Origin of the sequence: Staphylococcus sp. GDH8C109P (assembly GCF_017893405.1) — a bacterium.
GTDB classification, from domain to species: Bacteria; Bacillota; Bacilli; order Staphylococcales; family Staphylococcaceae; genus Staphylococcus; species Staphylococcus cohnii.
Window position 1 is genome coordinate 325,410 of sequence record NZ_JAESMX010000009.1, and the last position, 21,735, is coordinate 347,144.

A 21,735-nucleotide genomic window follows, 5' to 3' on the forward strand; every position below is an offset into this window, starting at 1 on the left:
ATCATTTATTAATTTTTTGTAAATTTTTTAATTATAGCTTTATTATACTACAAAACGGTTATAGAACAGTAAGAAGGGAGGCTGGTTGTTATGAGAAGAATGTTTCTATTAGATTTATTAAACCTCTTTTTTATCGCCACAGGTTATATGTTGATGATTACTTTAATTTTATTTTCATTTGACTTCTTACAAATACAAACAACCGGTTCAGTATTTTTAGAATCATTGAGCGCTATTACCATTTTTCAATTTTTTAGCAATCCTATTTTCAATGGTTTATTCACTTTGTTTTTAATCATCTCTTTCCTATTATTTCTGTACAAAGCATTTGAACTTTATCAAAAAGAAAAGTAAATATCATTGTTATTCAATCATTCAAAGCTCAATTTTATATTATTACAGTAAAGTAACTATTTTTTATTTATAACGCGTATCATCTAACTATTTTAATTTTTATGAATTTTATATTGTAAAAATACATTTTAAGTTATATAATATTCTAAGAGAATGTTTCGTGCTATACCTCTAGGCTTTTATTGCCATCTATCATCATAGTTATATTCCATTCCCAGAATTAAACTTTATGCACCCATTAACACAAATGGTATCGCACTGCATTCTCAACAAATGTGCAAAAATTGCTCATTTGAAAAGAGATCTAAAATCACTTTCAGGCAGTGATTTTAGATCTTCTTATAATGCGCTTACTTTAATTTTCCATTAGGATAAACCATAACTTTTAATGAACCACTTTTGTTTGTTCTCGCTCTTTCCATAGCCTCTTGTGCATTTTCTAAATCATATGAATCAGTAAACATTGTATTTAAATTTGCTGCAGTTGAAGATAACATTTCAATGCCCATTGGATAAGTATTAGCATATCTAAAAATACCTACAACATTGATTTCATGATTAGCAATAAACGGTATATTTAATTCAATGTTTTCTTGTTGAGGCAAGCCAACTATTGCTAAAGTTCCTCCATTGTTCAAGGCCGCTAATGCATTTTGTAGTGCAGTAGGATTGCCTGCAGTTTCAAAAGCATAATCTACACCTCTATGATTTGTTATTTCATTGATACGAGTTATAACATCCTCTTCTTTAATATTTATAGCATGTGTTGCACCGAGTTCTAATGCTTCATCCAATCTTATTCGTTCAAGATCTGACACGATAATTTTTGTAGCTCCAAAAGCTTTTGCTGCTACGACAGCCATCAACCCCACTGGGCCCATGCCCATAATTACTACTGTAGAACCTGGTTGAACGTTCGCACGTTTACATGCTTGTACACCGACTGAGAATGGTTCATTTAATGTTGCTTCTTCATATGATAACGCATCAGGAATATGAAATAGAAACCCTTCAGGATGACTTATATATTGACTAAAAGCGCCGTCAATAGGAGGTGTGGCTAAAAACTTAACGTCTGGACATAAGTTATATTTACCAGATTTACAGTATTCACACTCTCCACATGGAACACCAGGTTCAATAGCAACTCTATCTCCAGGTTTAAAATGTGTTACTTCCGGACCAATATCAGCAACAATTCCCGAACATTCATGTCCTAAAATTAGTGGTTTTTCAACTACAAATTCTCCTACACGACCGTGTTCATAATAATGAACATCTGAACCACAAACACCTACTGCCATCACTTTTACTAAAACATCTGTCGGTCCTAACTTAGGTACATCTACTTCTTTAAGTTCCATCTCAAATGGTTTATTTAATATTGAAATATTCATTGTTTCTGGAATATTATTACTCATTTTAAATTCCTCCTAAAAGTTAATTAATCTTTAATAAGCTCTCTGTCATCGTTTTTGTCTGTGCGTATATATTCTTATAAACTTCAAAATACTGCTTATATTTTTTATGATTTTCTTTATTAGGTTTATATGTCTCTCCTAATGCTATAAATGTTTCAGCACAAGCTTCCATTGTATTGAACCAGCCTAAACCATATGCAGCGAGCATCGCTGCACCTACACCTGGTCCTTCTTCATATTTCAATGCAGTGACTTGAGTATTGAAAATATCGGCTTGCATTTGTAACCAAAATCTGTTTTTTGCACCTCCACCAATTGAAATAATTTCATCAATTTGCCTACCGTTTTCTCTCATATATACAATAGATTCATACAGTGAATAAGTAATACCTTCGACTGTAGCTCGTGCAAAATCCGCTTCTTCTGTATTACTATTTATGCCAATAAAACTTCCTCTAATATATGCATCACCATGTGGTGTCCGCTCTCCTTGAATATATGGTGAAAACAATAACCCATTTGCTCCAATTGTAGATTTCTCAGCAAAATTCAAGATTTCATCAAAAGAATATGCTTTAAAAAGCATTTCTTTTAACCAATTTAAACTATGACCTGCACTTAACGTAACGCCCATTGCATATGACATATTAGGCATGGCATGTTTAAAGAAATGAATATTGTGGCCATAATCTACTTCATTGTTTGAAGTACACGATAAAATCACACCTGAAGTTCCTATACTACATAACGTTTGACCTTCTTTTATAACACCAGAACCTAGTGCACCACATGCGTTATCTGCGCCACCTGCAAAAACAGCAATATCTTCGGTAATGTTAAGTTCATTTTTTACAATTTCTGTAACGTTACCGACGTAGCTATGCGACTGTACTAACGGTGGATATATATCACCAAAGCTCAACTTATCACCTATTTCTTTTTCCCAGTTATTTGTTTTAGGATTGAAGAGAAGCGTACCTGCTGCATCACTATATTCCATAGCAATATGACCTGTTAATCGATAGCGTACATAATCTTTAGGCAGCAAAAACACAGATAATTGTTGCCAATAATCCGGCTCATTCTGTTTCATCCATAAAAGTTTAGGTAATGTAAAACCTTCGAGTATAGGATTATTTAAAAGCGTTTTTCCAAATTTATTTTCTAGTTCTTCGCATTGTTTAGTAGTTCTAGTGTCATTCCATAATATTGCATTTCTAATAGGTTTGTATGATTTATCCAATGGTACTAAACCGTGCATTTGTCCAGAAAATGAAAGACCGCTAATACGTATATTTGCCATTGCATCTTTATTTATCAATTTTTTTATACCTTCTTTTACTGCATCAACCCACGATTCAGGATCCTGTTCATTATAACCAGCATATGGTTGACTCAATTTCAAAGAAATACTTGACTGTTCAATAACATGACCACATTTATTCACAGCGATAATTTTCACTGAACTCGTACCTAAATCTACACCAAGTACAACATTTTCCACTTTACCTCTCCCTTTCTTAATAATTTTCAACTTGTGTGTTTAATGTTCTAACTTTATCGTCTCCAAAGCCAGGTTGGTGAACTTTAATATAATAAGTGATTGCTGCACCTACGAAATAACAAATTGCAAAAGCCCATACAACGCCCACTTCATTAAATAATGGTAAAATAAGCGTAGCAATTAATGGTGCAATAAAATTACTCAATCCTGCCGCAAGATTATGTGAAGAAAGTGTAGCACCAATATGATCGGGCTCTAAGGCTGTAAAAATCGCAAAAATAGGAACAAATGCTGATTGAGTGATACCAAATAATACTGCACATAAAATTGCGATTGCAAACACATCACCACTTAGAATTGGTAAGTAATAGAATAATAATGTCGTGATGCCACAACCAATACAACCGAATAACATTACTTGGCGTTTCCAACCAATTTTATCAGCGATAATACCCCAAACTACATCTCCAACGATACATGTCACATGCATTGTCCCCCATGTCCATAACCATTGTTGCATTGAAAAACCAATAGTTTCCGTAAATAATACTGGGAAGATAATAACTAACCCAAATAATGATAATTGATTGATGATACGTACGATAAAAACTTTAATAATGTCTGGATTTTTATACACGACGCCGATATCTTTTAATACTTTAGTATATCTTTGTTTAACTGAAAGCGTTATATTCGGTTTTACATCGCGTTTTCCTACAACTATAAATGCGATTAAACCGCCGATAAAAATCCATATTAAAGACATCCATAATGTTCCATTAAAACCTATAAATGGAATAGTGAAACTAGGCAAATAAGTACCAATTACTCCCATACCTACTGAGAACATTGCCCAAAACCAACCTATTGCTGTGGCTAGTCTTGCTTTATCAGTAATATAGGTCACCCATACTAAGAAACCATATAAAAACAAAGGATAACCCAATCCTCTAATACCGTATAACACTAACATCATGGGTAAATTCTCCATTCCTATTCCAAACAGTAAAAAAAGCACATGGAAAATCAGCCATATCACCGTTCCTAAAGCCATTATTTTCCTAGGACCGTAAACATCAGATAAAACAGCCGCTAGCCATGACCCCACAACTACCATCACACCATAAACTGTAAAAACTAAAGAAGCCTGACCACTAGAAAAGCCTATATCAACAATATTTTTTGATAAAAATGCCTGTTCAATACCATCTCCTGTCATAAAAATAAATATAGCTATAAGTGCAATAAAAATAATTTTCGGAATACCCATCCATGTTTTTGGACTATCTTTAGAAATTGTAACGTTATCCAAAATATTTCCCCCTTATTTAAAAAATGATTAAAATAAACTTAAACGTTTAAGTTTTAGTGATTAAGTTAACGGGATTAAAATCAAATGATTTTAAAAACCCGTCTTGCTTAAATAATCTATATAACTATAGCTTTTCAACTGTATATAACCATAACAAGCATCAACAGCTATTAGATTAAGAATATGTTTTCAAGTTTTAATCATAATGTCTTATCCTCAGCAAATGAACATGATTCACGGATAATTAATTTCGTATCTAGTTCTACCGAAGAAACATTTTCCCCTTGAATTAGATGATTGATCATTTCTCCAGCGACACGACCTATCTCTTTTGTAGGTTGTGAAATGACTGATAATTTCGGAGTATAAATTTCATTCCAATAACTATCATCAAAACCAATTATAATTACATCTTTAGAGATTTTTTTGCCACTCTCTTTTATTGCTTGTAACGCACCTAATAACAATAAATGATTAGTTGCCACAATGGCTTGAACATGTTTATTAATTAATGATTTCGTCGCATGATAGCCGCTATCAATTTGCGCATCCGTGCCCAGTTGCTGATTACTATAATAAATAATTTGTTCATCTAACTTTATATTATTTTTCTTCAACGCTTGTTCATAACCCAATTTTCTCTCTGAGGTTGTGCTAATATCAGGATTTGCTAACAATAACCCTATATTTTTACAGGTACTATCAATAATTCTTTGAGTTGCATTAAACGCTGCTTTTTTGTTATCTACGCTTATAGAAGGTAAATCTGCGCCATCTATTTTTCTATCTATTGTCAAGATAGGTGTTTGCTTCCACTCTTTCTTTAACTTCAATTTAGATTTTACAGGCACTAATATAATAGCGCTTACATTTTGTGCGATAAACGTTTCTATTAAGGCTTGTTGCTTTAGTTCATTTTCCTCTGACGACACAACAGCTACATGTAATTGATGTTTTTGACATTCGTTATTTAATTCTGTCAGTATTTCTGTGAAAAAGGGATTTTGATCAGGTACAATGAAAACAATTAAATTAGATTGTCCAGTTTTTAAACTTCTTGCAAATTGGTTTGGTTCATAGTGCAGTTTATCAATTGCATCTAATACTCTTTGCCTCGTCTTTTTTCCTAATTCAGTACTTTTGTTATTTAAAACATTAGAAACGGTCGCAATAGATACATCAGCAACTTTTGCTACATCATGAAGTGTAGGTTTGTTTTTTACCATATCCCCCACCTTAAACGTTTAAGTTATTTGTTTCGACATATTCTTGTCAGCTAAATTCATTATATATATTTATAATAATAAATGCAAACGCTATCATAAATTTTGGAAATTTTTCATTATCGCGTAATTTGAATGGACACTAATCATTTTATTACTTCAAAGGGTGTTTTATTTTCCAAAATAAAGATTTTGCAATTTACCCTTATATTCAAAATACGAATTATTAATTCTTACTATCATTTTAATAAACTTTATTTGTAACCTAACTATTTTGTATGCGTCAGTTGTACAATAACGTTAATAATTTAATTGTGAGTGTCACATAATAAAGTAAAGGTGATCTTTGTGATAAGTTCTCTATCAATAAAAAATCATTATATGACTGAATTAGCGAGATGCATAAATGAAATCATTATCTTAATTCCTATAAATAAGTCGTGTAAAATAAATTTAAATGGATCGATGATAACCATTGACCATGCTTGTATAATTAATAATGCAGATTTATATCAATATATTGATATTGAAAATCTAATAGAACTTAAAATACCACTCCCTTTATTTATAGAAAAGGATAAATCCATCGTTAACGCCTTTTTTGATATCAAACAAGTTAAATATATAGAACAATTTCGTAACTTAATTTTGCAAAAATTACATAATCACATTCAAAATCGAAAATACATGCATCTTTATATATCAAATATTATTGAATTTTTACTTAAAGAAGCAAAAGTCCATTTAGATGATCAATATCTACCAACTTTGTATACCAAGCATCCTTTAGTTCAACGTCTGACTTAATACATACATAAACATATCAATGAACCTTTAACTACAAAGCAAGTGTCTAAAGCTTTTTATATATCACAATCGTATATATCTATTTTATTTTCCAAAATATTAAATATGAATTTCAAACAATATACAAGTTCTCTTAAAATTGCATTATCCCTATTTGATTTATTAGAAAAGGAACAAAGTATTTACGATGTCGCATTAAAATATAGTTACACTAACGTTAGTACATATTCTAAAAACTTCAAATTTTATGTAAAAATGCCACCAAAATACTATATTCATCAATTCAGGAAAAATGATTTGAATTCACCGTACCAAGTTTCTTTAAGCACATCTAACTTAACTAAGATTATCAACAAAATGTATAACTTTTCTCATAATCAACATATTTCGTCTAATCAAATCGTTTTGGATAAACTGAAGTATACTCACAAATTTAATGTGACACGTACTTTTATCACATTTGAAGATTTACATAAGTTAATTTCATTTAATCGATCAAATTTTTCAATTAAAATACTATCGCTAATTTCAAAGCCAAATTTAATTTTACTTCACACTAATTTCGATGATTTAAACAAATTAGATTATCACAACGTCTTTGAAGCGATCAAGCAATTGCTTATCAAAGGTTTTGAAATAACTTTAAAAGTTGACAACCCGCCTTTTTCGCAAACAATTGATTATCAAATCATCAAAATATTAAATTTATTAACACTACTTAATGATAATATTTCAAATGTTAGTTTGCTTGTTGAGACAAATCATAAAACGTTTAAAAATGATCAAAGATTAATTGAAAACTTTAAACAACAATTTCCCACTTTGAAATGTGCGGTAAATGTTAGACACATCTTAGAAAATAGTGGGAATTTTGCAAGGTTCCAAAAAAATATTGGTACATTGAATGCAGATTATTATTTTATTGATACTGATTGCTACTTACTAAAAAGCATACTATCAAAAAATTGGTTCAACTCTGATAATACTTTTGATACCCGTCAGCTCATCATGCTATTTTTAAACCAATTACATCCATCTATTGCTAAAAAGATAATTTTTAATAATGTCACGCACTCTAATTTAAAACATTACTATAAAGCAATGTCCGTATCACCACATATTTTACTTATGCATTTATTAACTGAATTCCAAACATTAATTGGTGGCTTTGCATTTCCATATTTTTCTGAAGATGATGACCAATTTATGTTGGTTAACCATAATTGTAGTACGATGCCAATTGTTCACGTTTTCAGTTTATTAAAACCTTTTTTTAATTTGCATATCGCTAAATTGCCTTACGGTTTAATTGGAAAATCTAAGCACCACTTTCACATACTATTATTTAATACTTTAAATTATTCAACACAAAAATCTGACCTGGTTGCAAATATCGTTCATAATTACATCACCGATTTTCCAGTTTACACTCGAGTACTTAATGAAAATCACGGTCTCATATCACAGTTAATCCCAAATAATCTTGACTTAAGTTATATTGATTCCAAAATTCTCGAACAAATCAACAATGCAAATATTCCTCTTTCTAAGTTAACGATGCATAGTTATCATAATTTATTGACGATTAAAGTTTCAGAATCAGAAATAAAATATATCATGTTTCCGATTCACTCTTGATGAACAAAATGATTCGAAAGCAAAGTAAAAGAGACTGTGACATAAATCCCCATTCTCAAAATAAGTGGGCAAATCCTTAACAATGGATTTGTCCTCTTTATATTTAAAATCTTCCGATTTTGACCGTGCATGCTTGCCTGGGGTATGGCTCGAGCCTGTAGTCTCTCACTCATACTATTCCCCCGGGCGTCAGCACGTTACAAAATCAGTACAATTTGCATTTTTATTCAAAAAATAAGGCCCTTTCGTATAATTTAATAAACACTACTAAACCAAATTAACGAGGTGCCTTATGTATAAAGATTATAACATGACTCAAATTATACGAATGTGATGATTGTTTAAAATGTCCACTTAAAAATTTATGTATGAAAAAATAATTCAAAAACGAATAAGAAGATAATGAAGCATTTTAATTGGGAATATTTTAAATCTCAAATTAATCAACAGCTTTCAGAACCAGAGACTAAAAAAATCTACAGTCAAAGAAAAATTGATGTAGAACCAGTTTTTGGATTCATGAAGGCTATTTTGGGTTTCACTCGAATGCCAGTTCGAGGGATAGAGAAAGGCAAAAGAGAATTAGGATTTGCCTAATGGCATTAAATTTAAGAAAAATAAAGAAAACAACAAATTTCTACATATTTCAATAGAAATTATCGTTTTCTGTTTAGTCAGATACATTTATATCCCGAACTCGTTTACTCATTTATAATATTTAAATCTTTTATTTTTTAAACGATATTAAAAAATGATTGCAAATATCCAACAGTATCTTCATTAATCTCATATTGTTTTTTAACTTTACCTTTTTCCAAATGAAGCACTTCATCTGCACATGAAAGTAACATTTCATAATCATGAGTTATAACTAACACAGTATGCCCTTCATTTGCTAATTTATTAATGATTGTACTCATTTCACGCATATGATGACCATCTAGACCGCTAGAAGGCTCATCAAAAATCAGAATATCTCGTTTCGTTTCTACTGCGCTAGCAATAGCTAAACGCTGCTTCTCTCCTCCAGATAGCGATAAAGGATGTCTATCAAAATGTTCAGATATATTGTAGTTTTGCAAACATCGCTTTATTGTCTCATCATCTAAAGTTGGATTACTCAACCTCAGTTCTTCTTCCACACTTTCAGCAAACAATTGATTATTAACATCTTGAAATACCAAATAAGTATCTACTAGGCTTTGTTGTGTCTTTATCCTCTTTTCTCCAGTATCAATAAAGCCTTTAAATTTTTTCTCAACACCTGTTAAACAACGTGCAAATGTTGATTTACCTGAGCCATTATGACCAATAATCGCTGTCACTTTGCCCTTACTAATATTGACATCATCTATATTTAAAGCTAATTTCTGTCTTCTTTTATATTTAAAATAATAATTTTGCAAATTTAAGTATCCCAATTTATTATTACGTTTAGCTTTTACATTCAATTGTTCTAAATGAATGTTTCTTAATCCTAGAGTTGCTAATTGTTTATTTGATAAAGCATTAAATTGTTCGTTTTCATAAATTTCACTTATTTTCCCATCTTTCATTATAATAAAGCGATCTGCTACTTCAGTTAAATAATGTAAACGGTGTTCGGCAATGATAATTGTTTTACCTTCATTTTTCCAAATTTTGATCATTTGTTGTATTTTAAAAATGGTATTAAAATCTAAATTTGACGAAGGTTCGTCTAAAATAATCAATTCATGACCATATACTTGAATAGCACTACAAGCCAGCATTTGTTTTTCGCCACCTGACAAATTAAATATGTCCCTATCTAAAAGGTGTTTAAAATTAAATTGTTCAGCAGCTTCTTTGATTCGTGTCATAATCTGACTGGGTGATATACCATAATTCTCAAGTTCAAATGCAAGTTCACTTGTCGTATTCAAACAAAAAAATTGTGACCTTGGGTTTTGGAAAACAGAGCCACTTTGTTGTGTTAACTCATAAACATCTTGCTGTTGTGCATCTTTATGATTTATTAAAATTTGGCCGTCTATGTTTCCCTTATAAAAGTTAGGAATAATACCATTAAGCAACCTCGTTAAGGTAGTTTTTCCACAGCCTGAAGTCCCAGTTAAACAAATAACCTCACCATCTTCAATAGTAAGGTTAATATTATTTAATATCTTGCTTTTGCTTTCTTCGTATTTAAAAGACACATCTTTTAATTGAATCATATTCTACCCTCACATTACATAATAAATGATACAAAGTAACAGTAATAATATTAATAACAACCAATCTAACCAACGAATTTTAAGGGAAATAATTGATGTACGTCTATGCGTTAAATTCAAACCGCGTGTAATTGAAGCAATTGTTAATTCGTTACCAATTTTCACAACACTGTTTAGTAATGGGACAACACGATATTCAACATATTGTATTGGATGTATAAAGGCGATTTTCAAAGATATACCTCTCATTTTCATAGCATCCTTTATAGCAGCTGACTCTTCTCTAATTGTTGGCAAAAACCTAAACATAACGGCAATCGGGATCGTGATTTTTCTTGATAATTTCATCCGTTCTAATCCTGTTATTAACACTTCAATTTGTGTAGTTTTAAAAATATAATAGCCCATTGCAAGTGAAGGTAAAAAGCGTGTTATGATGCCCGAAGGTACAAAAATCAATAATGTGGCAACTTGGTTACCACCAATCGTTACAAATGCTTCTCCATACCACGCTATCACAGTTAAAATCAAAATGAATAACCCTATTGTATATTTCTTAATACATAATAATAGTAATGCTGGAACAAGTATTATTATTGCTCTTAAATACACTTCAACACCTGTAACGCCACCTGTTAATGCAACTAGTGATATCATCAAGATTAACGCAATTTTAATTCTTGGGTCTAAATTTAATAAATAGGTCTGTGGGATAGTTTGACTATACATTTTAAATCATACCTGTACGTTTGAAATGTTTTTTTAAAATTAATTTTGCTATATAAACGCCAATCCATGCACCAATTATTGTAGTAATAATAATAACTGGTATCATTTCAACAGAAAATAAAGTGGCGACAGTATTCTGATATTCAATACCGTATTTGTCTTGAATAAAAGATAAATATGAATTTCTCATAAAGTAAAATGGTATAAATGTACCAATAGGCCAAAAGGAAAAGAGAATATACCCTAAACAATTGTATTTCCAGCTTTTATAGTGTTTCATGGCCATTAAGCCATCTGCAATTAATATAACAGGTATACTAAATATCAACGCAATCCATGGATGCCCCATTATAGCTAAAATAAGACTTACAATCGTACCGCATATCGTCAATGCACCAAATTTTTGAACTTTTGATATTAGTAATATAATAGGTATGCCACCTACTAAACCAACCATTGCAGGAAGCAATAACATGAATATAGGTATAATACCTAAAATGCCAGGAGGTGCTATAAAAATAAAATATATTGCCGTAAAGAGTCCTATATTTATTAAATCTTTAACTTCTATCTTACTATTATTCATCTAAAACTCCCTCTTTACACATAACGATAAATATTAATATTACAAGTAGACATAACTAAGCTATAACATCATTGTAGACTCAAGATACTATAATTGAAAATAATTATCAATTACATCGTATTGCATAGCTCCTATTATTTATATTATAAACGAAAAACTTCTCAAAAACTAACTTTCCATTTCACATTTAGATATTCATTTATTCTTATTTTTCACAAAAATCAATACGTCATTTCTAAAAGCAAAGATAATACATTTTGTCATCATACAATCCATTCCTCAAGATTATATGTGTCATATTACATTTTTTAAGTGTTATTCAACTTTAAATTTTCAGAATATATTTACAATTCCGAATTTTCTTAGTATATTCATACGTATCACCACTTCATTTCATTTTTAAAAATTATTGAAGTAAACGAAAAATATTTAATAACACCTTTCTCTTTAAACAACGGGATATGAAGTAAAAGGTGTGTATTTAATTTGTATAACTATTAAACAGACTTATATTAAGTAATACATGGGAGGATTGAAAATTATGGAGAAAATGGAGAGAGCTGCACAATTAATCAATGAAGATAGTAAGTATTTTGCGAAACCGGGAAGAATAAAATACTATCCATTAGCTATTTCTCATGGCTATGGCGCAACACTCGTTGATATGGATGGCAATACATATATCGATTTACTTGCGAGTGCTAGTTCGCAAAATGTAGGACATGCACCTCAACCAGTGTCAGATGCTATTAAATCACAAGTAGATAAATTCATACACTATACGCCTGCTTATATGTATCATGAACCTTTAGTTAAACTTGCTAAGAAACTCTGTGAAATTGCACCAGGGGATTATGAAAAACGTGTACTTTTCGGACTTTCTGGTTCAGATGCAAACGACGGCATCGTTAAACTTGCAAGAGCGTATACAGGAAGACCTTATATCATCAGTTTCGTTAATGCTTATCACGGTTCTACATATGGGTCATTATCGATGTCTGCCATAAGTTTAAACATGAGAAAAAAGTATGGCCCAATGTTACCAGGATTCTATCATATTCCATTCCCTGATAGATACAGAGGTATGTTTGGTAGTCCAAACGCTAACACTGTCGATGAATATCTTGCGCCACTTAAAGAAATGTTTGAAAAATATGTACCTGCTGATGAAGTAGCTTGTATCGTGATTGAAACGATACAAGGTGATGGTGGATTATTGGAACCAGTCGATGGTTACTTTAAAGCTTTACAAGATTTATGTAAAGCTCACGGCATATTATTAGCAGTGGATGATATCCAACAAGGACTTGGTCGTACTGGTGAATGGAGTTCAGTTTCACATTATCATATTGAACCAGATTTGATTACATTTGGAAAATCGTTAGCAGGCGGTCTACCTATGTCTGCAATTGTAGGTCGTGCTGAAATAATGGATACATTAGAAGCACCAGCACATTTATTTACAACTGGCGCTAATCCAGTAAGCTGTGAAGCGGCATTAGCTACAATTGGTATGATAGAGGATGAAAATTTACTTCAAGCGAGTACAGATAAAGGTGAGTATGTACGTAACCGTATGGATTCCTGGATTGAACGATTTGATGCTGTTGGAGATGTTAGAGGTAAAGGGTTATCTATCGGCATAGATATCGTTTCTGATAAAGAAAATAAGACACGTGATGCGGAAGCCGCATTAAAAATTTGCAATCGCTGTTTTGATAATGGTGTTGTTATTATTGCAGTAGCTGGAAACGTACTCCGTTTCCAACCTCCGTTAGTCATAACGTATAACCAACTTGATACAGCATTAAATGTCTTAGAATCTGCGATTGAAGATTTAGCATCTGGAAAATTAGACAATTACGACATTGCTGGTCAAGGTTGGTAAAATTGGAGGGATCAATGATGCAACAACAAATAAAACTCACAAATGTTATAAAACTTAGCGGTGCTTACATCGCTTATCTCATAGGTTCTGGTTTTGCAACTGGACAAGAAGTTATGCAATTTTTTGCATCCTTTGGCATATATGGTATATTCGGAGCTTTAGTTAGCGCATTATTATTCTGTCTACTTGGCTCCACCTTAATGATGAAAGGATTTGATCTTCAATTAAAACAGCCAGGCAGAATATTTAAGTATTATTGTGGCAACATCTTGGGTACGCTGATTGAATATTTTACAATTATTTTTATTTTTAGCATTGTTGTCATCATGATTGCTGGTACAGGAGCTGTAGTAGCAGAACAATTCCATCTCCCAAATCTAGTCGGTGTACTAGGTATGGGCATTGTCGCAATGATTACAGTTATTTTAGGATTGCAAAAGTTAGTCGATATTATTGGTACCGTTGGACCGATTATTGTCATCTTAACAATTGGTATTTGCTTAATTGTTTTCTTCTCAAATATCGGTAGTTTATCTAATATGCTCTATTTACCAGAAAGCGCTAAAAATTTACAACCAACAACACATTGGTGGCAATCTGGCGGATTATTTTTCTGTTACAACATCTTAGCAGGCAGTATCTTCTTTTCACAACTTGGTCAACAATCAAATAGTAGAAAAGAAGCTGGTATTACTGGAATTGTTGGAGGCTCTGTGTTGATGTTAACAGTAATTGTAATGATTATTGCGCTATTAGTGCATTCTGATCATGTATTTGAATTAGAGGTTCCTGTACTTTATTTAGGTAATACGATTGCGCCGTTTATAGCATTTATATTTTCAGTATGTATTTTATTAGGGATTTATTCTACAACTGCACCAATGTATTGGTTAGTTAAAAATGAATTTATGAAGATTTTCCCATCAAAACTTAGCGTTCCTGTAACAGTTGTGTTAGGTATTATTTTTATAATTTGTGGTACATTACCTTTTGGAGAATTAGTATCCATTATATATCCATTTGTAGGTTATATAGGAGCAATTGTTGTAGTTATCATTTTTGTGCGTACGTTATATAATAATTTCGTCAATAAACGTAGTACATAAATGAAAGCCGTTAAAATTCAATAAAAAAAGTCCAAGACATTAATTTATGCCTTGGACTTTTTTATTGAGTTTATTGAAAACAGACTATCTATTCCCCACATCATGACCGATTTCTACTGTTTTATCATTTTTATTATAAAGCGCAGCTTGTACACTTCCAAAGTTAGGATCATTACGTTTTTCTTCAATTTCAAAACCTAAACTTTTGAAAATGTCTATATCTTGCTGGTCAGTAGCATTTTCATAAAAGATTTTATCTCCATCGTTATAAAAACGCGGTTTATTGATAGATTCTTGTAGCGTACCATCGTTACGTAAGTAATCAATAATCACCTCATTTAATGTAGTCGGAATTTTGTTACCACCTGGCGTTCCTATACCCATATAATAATCAGGACCAACTACGATGCTCGGTGAAGTAAATGAACGTGGTTGCTTGTGTTTCGCACCATAATTTGGACTAGATGGATTAGAAGAGAAGTTGCTCAATGAATTATTCATATAGAACCCTTCTTTCATATACTTTCCTGAACCAAAGAAGCTTGCTAATGTATTCGTTGTACTTGTCAATTGTCCATTTTTATCAACTACTACAAAGTGTGTTGTACTTGTATTATCGATGTTATTGGTATTAAAATTACTTTCAAAATTAATTTCATTTAATCTACCTAACAAGTAATCTTGTGAAAGATATTCATCATAATCTTCATCTTGTCCATTTACAATATCCCTATTTCGATACATTAAATCTCTAGATTTTAATATACCAGTAATATAATCTAGACGATTACCTTGAGCTGCTTGATTATTTGTAGCTTCGTCAATTTCTAAACCTTGAAGCATCAATGATCCTCCTAAAGGATTTGAAGCCGCATAAACTTTATTATTTAAGTAATCTGTACTCACTGGCTCTTTTTTCTCCGTTTTATAACTTTGAAAATCTTTTTCTGTTAGTTTGTCATCCGTTTGCTTAGTGACACTTTTACCAACTTTATCATAGAAATAATTAGGACCATTGTCTCTAATACCTTTCAATGTTTTAGCTAAAGTTGGTTGTTTAATGACATCACCTTCTCTTTTTGTTTGCTCTCCTTCAAAGAAAGGTGAATCTCTATCTACGTCCGAACCATATAGTTTCAAACTTCTTTCTAGTTCTGAATCAACTTCAAAACCTTCTTCAGCTAAAGGAATAACATAGTTCATGATTTTCTTTCTATCCATTTTCCCCGCTTCTTTATGTGCATCTTCAAGACCTCGAACGAAACCTGGCACACCGATTTTATCTTTTTGTTTGTAATTAAAGGAAGAAATATCTTTATATTGCCATTGTTTCGGCGCAACATTTTCTTGACCATCGTAAGCCAGCATTGCACCTCCACCACCTAGACCTGATGAGTGTGGTTCAGTGACAGCAAGCGCATATGAGACACCGATTGAAGCATCAACTGCATTACCGCCATCTTGCAAAATTTTCTCTCCAACACGTGTAGCAATCGGATTATTGGAAGCTACACCGTAATTTTTATCCGATATGTCTTGTTGATGATCTGCAATTTTATTCTCATATAAATCATCTTTATTATAATTATCCTTTTTTGTAATCATATAAAATGTGAAGGATATGATAATAGTAAGGAGTAATATTACGATGAGCGTTTTTTTATTGTAAATACTCATAGCTAAGCTCCTTTAGACAAATATTGATGGTGTGAAGATTTAAGTTCATTTTGTTCATAATGGTCTAAACCTTCATTCGCTCTAGCGAATACAATTAGTAAGAATATTATCAATACAACTGCAATGATTGTAATACTTACCCAATGGTCTTTAATGTTCATAAATATAACCTCCATTCTCTTTTTTAAGATTAATGTTGTCACCTTTTATATTGTTTAATAATTTAGTTTCTTCAATTTTGTTGGGTGTAGATTTAGTCAATTTACCACCCACTGTTTTTATTGGGGTGACCATAAACCTAGAATTTTTACCATTCCAATTTTGTTGGACAGCTAAGCCTTGTTTATTCTTTGATAAGAAACCTTCTGAGGTGACATTACCTAAACTATAAAAAATGCTAGCGTCTTTATAATTTTCAATTTCCTGAACAACTGTATTATGTCCGACGATGACATCAGCACCCGCATCTACTAAAGAGTGTGCATATTTTTTTTGTCTTGTTGTTACTGACCTTTCATCAGTTATCCCCCAGTCCACATTAACTACTACATAATCATTTTTTTCTTTCAATTTTTTTATTAATGAAACATAGATATTGGGTTCCAAGCTGATGGACGTAGTATTTTTCAATGGATCTGTGTAATCAGACTCAACGTCTGTAAAGGAAACGTTTGCTACTTTCTTACCTTTCACCGTTTGTTGTACTGTTTTACTGTTAATAGGATTAGAACCATTACCAGTTAAAAAATTATAACCATTTTGTGCTTCAACAGCTCTACTAAAATCTCTTGCTGTAATATTATCAGTGACTTGATTTATGATATTTAAACTTTTAATATTTAAACCTTTTAAAAACATTACATTTTCTAAATTTTTAGTAATATTTGTTTTTCTATCATCCGAAAATTTGGTTAGTTTCAAACTTGCTGTTGAATAATCACTGTTTTTTAACATGTCTTCAACGGCGCTAAAGGTATCATTAATATTGTTTTTTCTCGTATGACTATTTAATTCCACATTACCTAGATATGTTAGTTTAATTTCATCTTTTCCTTTATTCATAGCTTTAACAGGCTCAAAATCCTGATGATTCAACACAAATACTAACAAAATCAACGCTATAATTAATATCAAGCCGGTATATATGGAATTCCTTCTTTTATGGCGTTTTGTCCATTTCAAAACACGATCATCGATAGAGAATCGTTTAGATTGCTTCATATATCTGCTCCTTACTAATTAATAAAGCTATAAAAGAATAAAACAATGTATGTAATACATGTTAGTAACATACATGTAGATAAAGTAATTACAACACCTTGTTTTTGTATAGTATTTGCAATGATACCTGGTATTACGACGCCAATACCGGACATTTCTACCATCTCAAACGGGGTTAAGGGGTAAATTAAGTCAAATATAAATTTTAATACCATTCCAGTTAATATCATTGCAGCAAATTTCCTACGCCCGTAGAGAATGACAAAGCGACTAATACCATGGTTCACAATAAAATATGTAATGCAACTAATGATTAGTACAGATAGTAGCATGATTGGTTGATCAAATATGAGAGCTAGATATCCTGGTACAACTAATCCAGCAGGACTAATACCGAATTTCTCGGCAAAAATGAGGCTTAAAACAATCCCCACGAATAATGAAAAATATAACTCTGAACCTATCATATTAATGTATCCCTTCTATATATTGTGCGATTTCTTTTCCTGGTCCATGAATATTACCAACACAGAAAATCAAAGCATTGTGTGATTCTGCATAAAGCGCACGTTCAACTTCATTTATATTTTTACCTTCAAAATTCAAATATTTTTTATCAGGTAATTCTCTCATTACTTCCGTAACCATTTGAGTACTTTTTCCGGTACAAATTAATGTATCGAACGGTACATCTTTTATGAAATTCTCTGCAAATTGTCGAGTTCTATCTACCCTGTCTGAACGACAATTTAAGATAATCACGATTCTTTGATATGGGTAATTATATGACTCTACTTTATTTAAAATGGCTTTAGTAGACTGTGGCTCATTTGCTGCAAAAGCATTCACATACACATTAGTTGTATTATTTGCATTAAAGTATTTAACTTCTACAGCACCTACATCAGGTGGTGCATTTAACATGCCCCTTAAGGCAGTATCTCTGTCGATACCTAATGCTTCAGCTACACCCATTGCAATTGCTACATTATCCGGAAAGACAATATATCCAAATTCTCGTAAATATGATTCTGGTACTTCTTCCTTATCAACAACAATTAATTTTGTTTTACGCCATTTAGCTACTTTAGCAAAAAATTTAGTATAATCATCTTTCATTACGACGAGATGACCTTTATATGGAATAGTTGCTGTAAATGCTTGAGCAACCTCATCTAACGTTGGCCCTAACACATCCATATGATCTTCCATTACATTAACAATGACGCCAATATTCGCTTTCACTAAATCTTTTTGGAATGTAATTTGATAGTCTGGATTAACTGCCATACACTCATTAACTAATGCATTAGCTCTTTGCTTCACAACTTTTCTGACGATATCACGTTGTTCACCTATATTTGCACCTTGAGGTTTTCTATATACAGGATATTCTCTTGGTGTAAACCAATACATCATGCGTGCATCTGTACCAGTTGTTTTACCAATCACGCGGTATTTATCTTCCCGCAAAATACTGTAAATCAAGCGTGTAATCGTTGATTTACCTCTAATACCATTTATATTAATACGTATAGGAATCTTTTCTAATCTGTCAGAATGTCTTCGTTTTTCGACAATTCCTAGCCATAGAATTACGCCTATACAAATTATGATTAGTAGCAAACTCTGTCCCTCTTTTCATCTGCGTATTTATTAAATGCGTGCAAAGATCATTAATTTAGTGAAAATATCTAGCACAAAAAATGGCCTTTGTGTATAAACAAATCTTTATACCTTTCAATACTGACATGCTACCACGTAGTTGTTGATTTTATATAAAGTCTATAAATTAACTGTTAATTGAATGTAAATACACATTTACATTCAATGTAAAATTATATTAAAGGTTAAATGAAATACTTTCATATCAACGTTAATCCTTTTTCTTCAATAAAAAAATTTAAGTAAAAAATATTATAAAAATTTTTTCATCAATTAATAATAAAGGCCGAAAATATGAAATATAATATTTACTTGAAATTTACACATTATTAAAATTCGAATGTTATCTTAAGGGTGAAAGGAATTAAAGATACTTTAGGAGGATGGACATGAGCAAACCTGTAAAGCTAACTGTTTCACTTTATCTCATTATTGTTGCACTCATAACTTGTGGTTATTTAATCATGATTTTAGTAGGTAGCTTCCAAGGTAATGATATGCGTGGTGCAGTACTTGATACAGATAATACAAGACATATTGAAAATGTAGATGAGACCAACAATACTTCAAAACCTTCTGAACCATCTACACAAGAAAACCGCTCTATCCCTAAACATTTGCAATCTAAACACATGGCTCAACCAACAATCAATCAATATAACACTATAAAAACATGGTCTTTAGATAATGACGCATCTAAAAACCATGTTTAATTTTTTGTCACCTATTTTTGACAATTTGTTCAAAATCTAGTTATTATGTATTTTTTACAAAGGGGTATAATTTCAAAGCGTCTGAATTTTCAGATATAATAAAGATATTAGTTTTCTTATTATATCTGAAATGAGGTTTTTATTATGAGTAAATTTACTGATCAAGAAAAAATTCAAATATTAGAAGACTTGATTAGCATTAAATCAGTTAATGACAATGAAATCGAAGTTTGTGAATATCTGCAAAAGTTATTAGCAGAACATGACATAAAATCCGACATCATTAAAATTAACGACAGTCGCGCAAATTTAGTTGCTGAAATCGGTAAAGATGGTCCAGTATTAGGTATCTCCGGTCATATGGATGTTGTCTCTGCGGGCGATGAAAGTAAATGGACGTATGATCCATTCAAACTTACTGAAGTTGATGGTAAACTTTACGGACGTGGCTCAGCTGATATGAAATCAGGTTTAGCAGCATTAGTAATCAGTATGATAGATATTCATGATCAAAACTTATTACAACACGGAAAAATTCGTTTACTAGCAACTGCTGGTGAAGAAATTGTAGGTGAAGGCGCAAAAGCTTTTCAAGATAAAGGATATATGAATGATGTTGATGCACTAGTGATTGCTGAACCTTCTCAAGATCGAATTATTTATGCACATAAAGGATCAATGGATATTCGCGTCACTTCTCGTGGCAAGGCTTCACACAGTTCTATGCCTCAACTTGGTTTCAACGCAATTTCACCATTAGTAAAATTTGTTTATAAAGCTGATGAAGGCTTTGAAAAATTCACTAAAAGTAATGATTTATTAGGCAATGCAATTATGAATGCCACAATTTTCAACGGTGGTAATCAGGTGAATTCCATTCCTGAACATGCTGAGTCTGAATTTAATATTCGTACGATTCCTGAGCATGATAACGAACAGTTCATCTCATATTTCAACGAAATCTTAAAACAAGTCGAAACTGAACAAACGGATATCGATATTGACACATACATGTCTAGACCACCTGTTTATACTACAGGACAAAACCAATTAGCTGAACTTGCTGTTGAAATGGGAGAAAAATATTTAAATACTACATTACCAACTGAAGCTTCACCTGGTGTTACCGACGCGTCTGATTTACTAGTAGACAAAGATGAAAACTTTTCATTTATCATGTATGGCCCTGGGGCTGTAAGCCAAGCACACCAAGTAGATGAACACGTGGAAAAAGATATATATCTGACATTTGTTGATTTATTTACAGATTTCTTCTCTACTTACTTAAATAATTCAAACGAAGTATGATTGTAAATCGATTATAAATACCATTTTGATAAAATAGTATAAAATCAAATGAGCATGGGACATAAAGTTCTTGGACAAGTGAAAAAAGACAATTTCTATTGAAATAATATAGAAATTGTCTTTTTCATTATTATTTTGATTATAGTTAGCTCGTTGATCTACTACTTTCTTATATCAAGTGCCATTAATACAACGCCAAGTTCGCTTTTGACGCGTTTGTTTTCCTAACCTATACTACATTTTTCGTGTTCAATAATGTGACGTATTTTGGGGAGACTCTTGAGGGAACAGGACAGTCTGAAACTATCCCCAAAGAAAGCGAGCCAACAATACGAAATATTGCATAAAAAAGAAGCACTCAGATGAATTGAATTAAATCATCTGAGTG

The 21,735-nt window shown here is 31.7% G+C and carries 19 protein-coding genes and 2 pseudogenes; 8 read left to right on the plus strand and 13 right to left on the minus strand.

The genetic code is table 11. The features are described 5' to 3' along the window. Window positions 1-90: 90 nt before the first annotated feature. Window positions 91-354, plus strand: coding sequence for a hypothetical protein (locus tag KA867_RS03430; RefSeq protein WP_107384230.1), 264 nt, complete (start codon window positions 91-93; stop codon window positions 352-354). 350 nt (window positions 355-704) lie between these two features. Here the strand turns inward: KA867_RS03430 and KA867_RS03435 are convergent, their stop codons facing one another. The 4 genes from KA867_RS03435 to KA867_RS03450 form a co-directional block, all read right to left on the minus strand. Next, complete coding sequence (locus tag KA867_RS03435) at window positions 705-1,775, minus strand: NAD(P)-dependent alcohol dehydrogenase (protein ID WP_107505078.1); 1,071 nt, start codon at window positions 1,773-1,775, stop codon at window positions 705-707. Window positions 1,776-1,794: 19 nt separating this feature from the next. Then, the gene (gene xylB / locus KA867_RS03440; RefSeq protein WP_210137042.1) at window positions 1,795-3,279 is read right to left on the minus strand and encodes a xylulokinase; all 1,485 of its coding nucleotides are present in this window, start codon (window positions 3,277-3,279) and stop codon (window positions 1,795-1,797) included. Between the two features lie 16 nt (window positions 3,280-3,295). After that, complete coding sequence (locus tag KA867_RS03445) at window positions 3,296-4,591, minus strand: MFS transporter (protein WP_224395352.1); 1,296 nt, start codon at window positions 4,589-4,591, stop codon at window positions 3,296-3,298. Window positions 4,592-4,791: 200 nt separating this feature from the next. Beyond that, window positions 4,792-5,817 carry a LacI family DNA-binding transcriptional regulator gene (locus KA867_RS03450; protein WP_107505079.1) on the minus strand — a complete coding sequence of 342 codons (1,026 nt, stop codon included), beginning with the start codon at window positions 5,815-5,817 and terminating at the stop codon, window positions 4,792-4,794. A gap of 462 nt (window positions 5,818-6,279) precedes the next feature. Between KA867_RS03450 and KA867_RS03455 the strand changes: the two genes are divergently transcribed. The 3 genes and pseudogenes from KA867_RS03455 to KA867_RS03465 all read left to right on the plus strand — a co-directional run. Further along, on the plus strand, window positions 6,280-6,621 hold the full coding sequence (locus KA867_RS03455) for a hypothetical protein (protein ID WP_210137043.1): 342 nt from the start codon (window positions 6,280-6,282) through the stop codon (window positions 6,619-6,621). Window positions 6,622-6,663: 42 nt separating this feature from the next. Beyond that, window positions 6,664-8,259, plus strand: coding sequence for a helix-turn-helix domain-containing protein (locus KA867_RS03460; protein WP_348634790.1), 1,596 nt, complete (start codon window positions 6,664-6,666; stop codon window positions 8,257-8,259). 317 nt (window positions 8,260-8,576) lie between these two features. Next, window positions 8,577-8,974, plus strand: a pseudogene (locus KA867_RS03465) (transposase); the annotation flags it as partial. 19 nt (window positions 8,975-8,993) lie between these two features. Here KA867_RS03465 and KA867_RS03470 read toward each other — a convergent pair. The 3 genes from KA867_RS03470 to KA867_RS03480 are packed head-to-tail and all read right to left on the minus strand — an operon-like array spanning window position 8,994 to window position 11,769. Beyond that, the gene (locus KA867_RS03470) at window positions 8,994-10,454 is read right to left on the minus strand and encodes an ABC transporter ATP-binding protein (RefSeq protein ID WP_210137045.1); all 1,461 of its coding nucleotides are present in this window, start codon (window positions 10,452-10,454) and stop codon (window positions 8,994-8,996) included. 9 nt (window positions 10,455-10,463) lie between these two features. Then, entirely contained in the window at window positions 10,464-11,183 is a 720-nt protein-coding gene (locus KA867_RS03475; RefSeq protein WP_107384010.1) for an energy-coupling factor transporter transmembrane component T, read from the minus strand. 1 nt (window position 11,184) lies between these two features. Next, complete coding sequence (locus tag KA867_RS03480) at window positions 11,185-11,769, minus strand: MptD family putative ECF transporter S component (RefSeq protein WP_107505185.1); 585 nt, start codon at window positions 11,767-11,769, stop codon at window positions 11,185-11,187. A 550-nt stretch (window positions 11,770-12,319) separates the two neighbouring features. Here KA867_RS03480 and KA867_RS03485 point away from each other — a divergent pair. After that, on the plus strand, window positions 12,320-13,657 hold the full coding sequence (locus KA867_RS03485) for an aspartate aminotransferase family protein (protein WP_107384013.1): 1,338 nt from the start codon (window positions 12,320-12,322) through the stop codon (window positions 13,655-13,657). A gap of 17 nt (window positions 13,658-13,674) precedes the next feature. Continuing rightward, complete coding sequence (locus tag KA867_RS03490) at window positions 13,675-14,763, plus strand: YkvI family membrane protein (RefSeq protein ID WP_107384008.1); 1,089 nt, start codon at window positions 13,675-13,677, stop codon at window positions 14,761-14,763. Window positions 14,764-14,847: 84 nt separating this feature from the next. Here KA867_RS03490 and KA867_RS03495 read toward each other — a convergent pair whose 3' ends face one another. The 5 genes from KA867_RS03495 to pgsB are packed head-to-tail and all read right to left on the minus strand — an operon-like array spanning window position 14,848 to window position 19,287. Beyond that, entirely contained in the window at window positions 14,848-16,440 is a 1,593-nt protein-coding gene (locus tag KA867_RS03495) for a gamma-glutamyltransferase (RefSeq protein ID WP_210137046.1), read from the minus strand. 2 nt (window positions 16,441-16,442) lie between these two features. After that, window positions 16,443-16,601 carry a hypothetical protein gene (locus KA867_RS03500; RefSeq protein ID WP_182467335.1) on the minus strand — a complete coding sequence of 53 codons (159 nt, stop codon included), beginning with the start codon at window positions 16,599-16,601 and terminating at the stop codon, window positions 16,443-16,445. After that, entirely contained in the window at window positions 16,591-17,661 is a 1,071-nt protein-coding gene (locus KA867_RS03505; RefSeq protein WP_210137047.1) for a CapA family protein, read from the minus strand. The genes KA867_RS03500 and KA867_RS03505 overlap by 11 nt, the downstream gene beginning before the upstream one ends. A 14-nt stretch (window positions 17,662-17,675) precedes the next feature. Continuing rightward, window positions 17,676-18,128: a poly-gamma-glutamate biosynthesis protein PgsC gene (gene pgsC, locus KA867_RS03510; RefSeq protein WP_046206761.1), complete on the minus strand. Its 453-nt coding sequence runs from the start codon at window positions 18,126-18,128 to the stop codon at window positions 17,676-17,678. Window position 18,129: 1 nt separating this feature from the next. Next, on the minus strand, window positions 18,130-19,287 hold the full coding sequence (gene pgsB / locus KA867_RS03515) for a poly-gamma-glutamate synthase PgsB (protein WP_210137048.1): 1,158 nt from the start codon (window positions 19,285-19,287) through the stop codon (window positions 18,130-18,132). A gap of 428 nt (window positions 19,288-19,715) precedes the next feature. Here pgsB and KA867_RS03520 point away from each other — a divergent pair, with 428 nt between their 5' ends. Continuing rightward, complete coding sequence (locus KA867_RS03520; protein WP_107385994.1) at window positions 19,716-20,039, plus strand: hypothetical protein; 324 nt, start codon at window positions 19,716-19,718, stop codon at window positions 20,037-20,039. A 144-nt stretch (window positions 20,040-20,183) separates the two neighbouring features. Further along, on the plus strand, window positions 20,184-21,347 hold the full coding sequence (locus KA867_RS03525; protein WP_107385993.1) for an ArgE/DapE family deacylase: 1,164 nt from the start codon (window positions 20,184-20,186) through the stop codon (window positions 21,345-21,347). On the opposite strand, the pseudogene KA867_RS13380 reads toward KA867_RS03525, so the two are convergent. Beyond that, window positions 21,333-21,562 (minus strand): annotated as a pseudogene (locus tag KA867_RS13380) (hypothetical protein); the annotation flags it as partial. The gene KA867_RS03525 and the pseudogene KA867_RS13380 sit on opposite strands and share 15 nt — an antisense overlap. Between the last annotated feature and the right edge of the window lie 173 nt (window positions 21,563-21,735).